The organism is Gammaproteobacteria bacterium (assembly GCA_037388465.1).
Classification (GTDB): domain Bacteria; phylum Pseudomonadota; class Gammaproteobacteria; order SpSt-1174; family SpSt-1174; genus JARRKE01.
Map to the genome: position 1 here is coordinate 1 of JARRKE010000103.1, position 5867 is coordinate 5867.

At 63.7% G+C, this 5867-nt stretch carries 5 protein-coding genes; 2 read left to right on the forward strand and 3 right to left on the reverse strand.

All coding sequences use genetic code 11. From position 1 onward, the window contains the following. The coding region (locus P8Y64_13190) for a 3'-5' exonuclease (GenBank protein MEJ2061420.1) at positions 1–2255 on the forward strand (2255 nt) is incomplete at its 5' end. An 85-nt stretch (positions 2256–2340) separates the two neighbouring features. Continuing rightward, positions 2341–3198, forward strand: a complete 858-nt coding sequence (gene trxA, locus P8Y64_13195) for a thioredoxin (protein MEJ2061421.1) — start codon at positions 2341–2343, stop codon at positions 3196–3198. Between the two features lie 716 nt (positions 3199–3914). On the opposite strand, the gene P8Y64_13200 is transcribed toward trxA, so the two are convergent. From P8Y64_13200 to P8Y64_13210, 3 genes are all read right to left on the reverse strand, one after another. After that, positions 3915–4691 carry a DsbC family protein gene (locus P8Y64_13200; GenBank protein MEJ2061422.1) on the reverse strand — a complete coding sequence of 259 codons (777 nt, stop codon included), beginning with the start codon at positions 4689–4691 and terminating at the stop codon, positions 3915–3917. 29 nt (positions 4692–4720) lie between these two features. Continuing rightward, complete coding sequence (locus tag P8Y64_13205) at positions 4721–5488, reverse strand: slipin family protein (protein MEJ2061423.1); 768 nt, start codon at positions 5486–5488, stop codon at positions 4721–4723. 1 nt (position 5489) lies between these two features. Then, a partial coding sequence (locus P8Y64_13210) for an NfeD family protein (protein ID MEJ2061424.1) occupies positions 5490–5867 on the reverse strand: 378 nt, incomplete at its 5' end.

Below are 5867 nucleotides of genomic sequence, written 5' to 3' on the forward strand. Positions count from 1 at the left end.
TGAACGCCAGCGACCATGCCCTGTGGGTGCAGTACAAGCTCGACCAGCGCATCGATCACCTGCTGATCGACGAATTCCAGGACACCAACCCCACCCAGTGGCGGCTGGTGCTGCCGCTGTTGGAAGAACTGGCCGCCGGCGCCCAGGAAACCCTGCGCAGCGTGTTCCTGGTCGGCGACGCCAAACAGTCTATTTACGGCTTCCGCCGCGCCAATCCGGCCCTGCAGACCGAGGCCGGCAACTGGCTGCGCGATCATCTGCAGGGGCAGGACTTCAACCTGCATGCCTCCTGGCGCTCCTCGCCCGCGATCATCGACTTCGTCAACGCGCTGTTCACCGCCACCCCGCTGGCCGGCCATATCCAGGATTTCGAAAAACACGCCACGCACCGCACCGAAGACTGGGGCGAGGTGGTGCTACTGCCCGCCGAGACCGTCCCGGAAACAGAGGAACCGGACCCGCCCGAAGGACTGCGCAATCCGCTGGAGCGGCCCCGCCCGCCCGCACTGCCGACGGCCTATCAGCAGGAGGCACAGCGCATCGCCTCTACCCTGCAGGCCATGATCGACGGCCGCACGCCGGTGCGCGCCGGCGACGCCAGCCGGGCGATGAATTACGGCGACGTGATCGTCCTGGTGCCCAACCGCACCCACAGCGAGGAGATCGAGCACGCCCTGCGCCGGGCGAGCATTCCCTACCTGGGCGCCGAGCGCGGCACGCTGCTGGAAAGCCTGGAAATCGAAGACCTGATCGCCCTGCTCAACACCCTGCTGACGCCGTTCGACGATCTCGCGGTCGCCCAGGTGCTGCGCTCCCCGCTGTTCGCCGCCAGCGACGAAGACCTGATGCTCATCGCCCGGACCAGCGGGCACGGCTGGCTGGCCAAGCTCCAGCGCACCGCCGAACTGTCCGATGCGCCGCCCGCGCTGTCGCGCGCGGCCTCATTGCTCGAACGCTGGCGGCAACTGGCCGGCACGCTGCCGATCCACGACCTGCTGGACCGCATCTTCCACGAAGGCGACGTCGTCCGGCGCTACGAGGCTGCCGCCCTGCCCGCGCAGCGCGGCGCGGTGCGCGCCAACCTGACCCGGTTTCTGGAACTCGCCCTCGAGGTGGACAGCGGCCGCTACCCCAGCCTGGTCCACTTCCTGGCCCGTTTGCGCAACCTGCGCGGGGTGAACCAGGAGGCCCCGGACACGCCGCCGGCCAGCACCGGCGAACCCCGGGTGCGCATCATGACCATTCACGCCGCCAAGGGGCTGGAAGCGCCGGTGGTGTTTCTGGCCAACGCCGACGGGATCCTGCGCGAACGCGCCACCTGGGACGCCACCGTGGAGTGGCCGGCCGACCAGGAGCGGCCCCGGCTCATGCTGCTGATTCCCGGCAGCAGTCGGCGCGACGATTGCACCCGCGCCATCCTCGAACAGGTCCGCAGCCAGGCGGAGCGCGAAACCGCGAACCTGCTGTACGTCGCGGTTACCCGCGCGCGGCAGTACCTGTACCTGTCCGCCGCGGGCGATCCGGACAAGATGCGCTGGTACGAGTGGCTGCGCGAGGCGATGACGCAGGCCGGTGCCGAGCAGATAGACGACATGCTGTGCCTGCGCCGGGGCGAGCCCCTGCCCACCCCCGCTGGCGGCGAACCGGCGCTGACCGAGAAGATCGACGTGCCCGCGGCACTCGGCCGGCCGCTCGCATCCACGGAAACCGAGCAGGCCCTCAGCCCCAGCCAGGTTGCGGCTGGCGGACACACCGGCACGGAACAGGACGAGGACGGCCTGCTACGCGGCCAGGTAATACATCGCATGCTGGAACTGCTCGCCACGAACCCGTCCCTGAACGATGCTGCCCTGGCGTCCCGCATGGCTGCTGAATTCGAAAGCCCCGCCGACGGGAACGCCATGGCGACATGGATCGCTGAAGCCCGCGCGGTCATCGCAGACCCCGCGCTGGGGGAAGTCTTCGCCCCGGATGCGCAGGTACGCGTCTACAACGAGGTGCCGATCCTGTCCCGACAGGATAAGCGTCTGGTCCGCGGCGTCATCGACCGCCTGCTGGTATGGCCCGAGCGCTGTCTGATCGTCGACTACAAAACACATCGCATACCATCGGGCGGTGAATTCGATACACTGGCCGCCGGATACCGCCAGCAGCTGATGCATTACCGGATCGCCGTGGAGCGGCTGTATCCAGGACGTCGTATCGACACCGCCCTGCTGTTCACCCACAGCCGACACCTGTATCCCATTACTTGAATCCGAACCCGCCGCCCCTATATTGGCGGGTATCGACGCCCTTCCCCGGGCGACAACACCCATTCAGCAACAGGAATGAGAGTCCATGAGCGAATCGCCTTATATCTTTACCGTTACCGAGGAAAACTTCGCCGAGGTCGTGCTGGAAGGCTCGATGAAGGCCCCCGTCCTGGTCGACTTCTGGGCGGCCTGGTGCGGCCCCTGCCAGTCCCTGATGCCGGTGCTCGCCAAGCTGGTCGACGAATATCAGGGCCAGTTCCTGCTCGCCAAGATCAACAGTGACGAACAGCAGGCCCTGGCGGCCCAGTTCGGCGTGCGCAGCCTGCCTACCGTGAAGGTGTTCCGTAACGGCCAGCCGGTCGATGAGTTCATGGGCGCACAGCCGGAATCGGCTGTGCGCGAAGTCATCGAACGTCACATCGTGCGCGAGTCGGACCTGGTACACGCCGAGGCCGTCAAGCTGTTCAACGCCGGCGATCTCAAGGGCGCCGTGGAAAAAATGCGCAGCGCCCATGAGATGGACCCCGGCAACAAACGCGTCATCATCGACCTCGCCAAACTGTATGCCGAAGACGGTCAGCGTGAGGCGGCGATGCAGCTGCTGGAAAAACTGCCCCTGGATGCGCGCATTTCCGACGAGGTGAAGTCACTGGAGGCGAAACTGCGTTTGGCGAGCGCGGCGGGTGGCGACCGCACCGCCTTGTCCGCCAGCGTCGAACAGAACCCGGACGACCTGGAAGCCCGCCAGCAATTGGCCGCCAGCTATATCTCCAGTGGTGAATACGAAGCCGGCATGGAACAGCTGCTGGAGATCATGAAACGCGACCGGTCGTTCGGCGACGACGCCGGACGCAAGGGCCTGCTGGACGTGTTCGAGATGCTGGGGGCCGACAATCCGCTGACCCAGCAGTATCGGAGGAAGTTGTCGTCGTTGTTGCTGTGAGTGGTTGTTGTTGCCGCTTGCGGCACAATGGCCCAGTTTGAACTGGGCCTGTCGAAGTAGAGACTTCACTTTGTAGTTCTGTTTCGCGCGCTTTAGGTTTGAATTTCCTCATCTAATGCCCGGTTAATCGCGCGAGGTACTTTCTCTTGCTTGCCCAAGAGAAAGTACCCAAAGAGAAAGGCACCCCAACCACCTTGGCCTTCGGCTTCCCTCACAACCGTTGACATGCAACGGGCCCGGTTCGACACGACGTCCTGTCGTGACGAACCTCAGCCCGGCGTCCCTGCCGGGCTGACCCTGCAAGCCACCGGCTGCTCGGCAAGGCGGGATGGGGGGAGAAAAACTGGTTCTACGTAGTAACTCTCTTTTTATCCCCGTCGGCCGCGCCCGGAACGCCCCGCAGTGGACTGACCAGGAGCCATAGGGCGCGTGAGGGATCACGCGCGTCTTTCGCAGGCCATGGACGGCCTGTCGAAAGACCTCCGGTCAGACCGCGGGGTGTGGAGGTGATATGCAGGGATGCACAAATGCCGACGCGCCAGGGAGATAGCGCGTCGGCACAGCGCGGCCGTGGGGTGTCGTTTCTTTTGGTTCGTTTTCTTTGGACAAGCAAAGAAAATGAACTCGCGCAGTGCGACAAGGGCTGATTAGAAACAATCACCTAAGAATGCGCGAAACAATACCCCTCACCTATCTAACCGGACTCAACAACCCACTCAATCCTTAAGCCCAATCATCTTCTGCGCACTCAACCGATCCATCAGCGCGATCAGCTTGTCGGCCGGCTGGTAACCGGGGATCAGCGTGCCGTCCTGCAGCACGATGGCGGGGGTGCCGTTCACGCCGAGTTTCTGGCCAATCTCGTAGTCGAACGCGACAGGATTGTCGCAGGACTTGGCCGACGGAACATTGCCTTGTATGGCCGCCGTCATCGCGGCCTTGCGATCCTTGCTGCACCACACGTCCACCGCCTTCTTATAGGAGCTGGAACCGATGCCGGCACGCGGAAAGAACATGTAGCGCACTTCGACGCCCTTGCGCGTCAGCTCGGGCACTTCGGTGTGCAATCGCTGGCAATAGGGGCAGTCGATGTCGGTGAACACGGTGATCACGTGTTTGGTTTTGCCCTTGGCGGCATACACGATCATGTCCCTGGACGGATCCAGGCCGGCGAGCATTTCCGCCCGTGCCTTGCCCGAGGCGGCCTCGGTCAGGTTCTCGTGGGTATTGACGTTCACCAGGTTGCCGTCGAAAAGGTATTTTCCGTCGGCCGACATATAAAAGATGAGCGGACCGTAACTGATCTGGTACAGCCCCTTGACCGGGGTCGGGGTGACCGCATCCGGCTTGTGGCCCGGCAGGATCTTGTTCAGGGAGGCCAATACGCCGGCCGGGGCGTCCAGACCGGCCGCACCGGCCATGACCGGGAAGGCCAGCACCACGCCGGCCGCCACGGCCCGCAGGCCGTGCAAAACAGACTTCTTGGGAATCATCGCGGTTACTGCTCGCTAAAAGGGGTCAACTATTCGGGATTGTCGCTCGTGGCTTCGCGCACGGCCTTACGGAAGAAGGCGCGCATCATGTCCAATGGTACAGGAAACACGACCGTGGATGTCTTGTCGCCGGCGATGTCGTTCAGGGTCTGCAGGTAGCGCAGCTGCAGGGCCTGGGGATTCTGGGCAATGATGTTGGAGGCCTGCAGGAGCTTTTCGGCGGCCTGGAATTCACCCTCGGCATGGATGACCTTGGCGCGCCGTTCGCGCTCGGCCTCCGCCTGACGGGCGATGGCGCGCACCATGCTCTCGTCCAGGTCCACGTGCTTGATCTCCACGTTCGCCACCTTGATGCCCCAGGCGTCTGTCTGGGAATCGAGGATGTTCTGGATGTCGAGATTCAGCCTTTCACGTTCGGCCAGCATCTCGTCCAGCTCGTGCTGACCGAGGACGGAACGCAGGGTGGTCTGGGCCAGCTGGCTGGTGGCGGAGTAATAATCCTCGACCTGAATGATCGCCTTTTCGGGATCGACGACGCGGAAATAGACCACGGCGTTGACGCGCACCGTGACGTTGTCGCGGGAGATCACGTCCTGGCTGGGCACGTCCATGGTGACCACGCGCAGGTCGACGCGAACCATCTGTTGAATCCCCGGCACGATGATGCGCAGACCGGGTCCTTTGACCACCTGGAACCGTCCCAGGAAGAACACCACCAGCCGCTGATATTCCGGCACGATCTTGAACGTCAGGAACAGCAGGCCGAGAACGATAACCGCCAGGATAATGAAGCCCATCTCAGTGTCCTCCCTCAATGACGGATTGATTGTCGGGGGTAACCTCTAATACGAGGCCCCTCATGTTTCGGATGCGCAGCTTCTGCCCTTTGTGCACCGGCTTGTCGGTGACGGCGCGCCAGGATTCGCTGTGCACGCGTACCCTGCCCTCGCGCTCGAAATCCTCCATGGCCTCGGCGACGGCATCGAGCAGTTCCTCGCGGCCGGTCACGGCCCGGCGGCGGCGGAAGCGCAGCATGCGTCCCATCACCCACAGGAAAAATCCGACCGAGAGCAGTGCCGTACCGATGATCAGGGGCAGGGAAATACCCAGATTTCCTTCGTCGAGCAATATCACGGATCCCGTGACGAACGCCACCACGCCGCCCAGCCCCAGGGC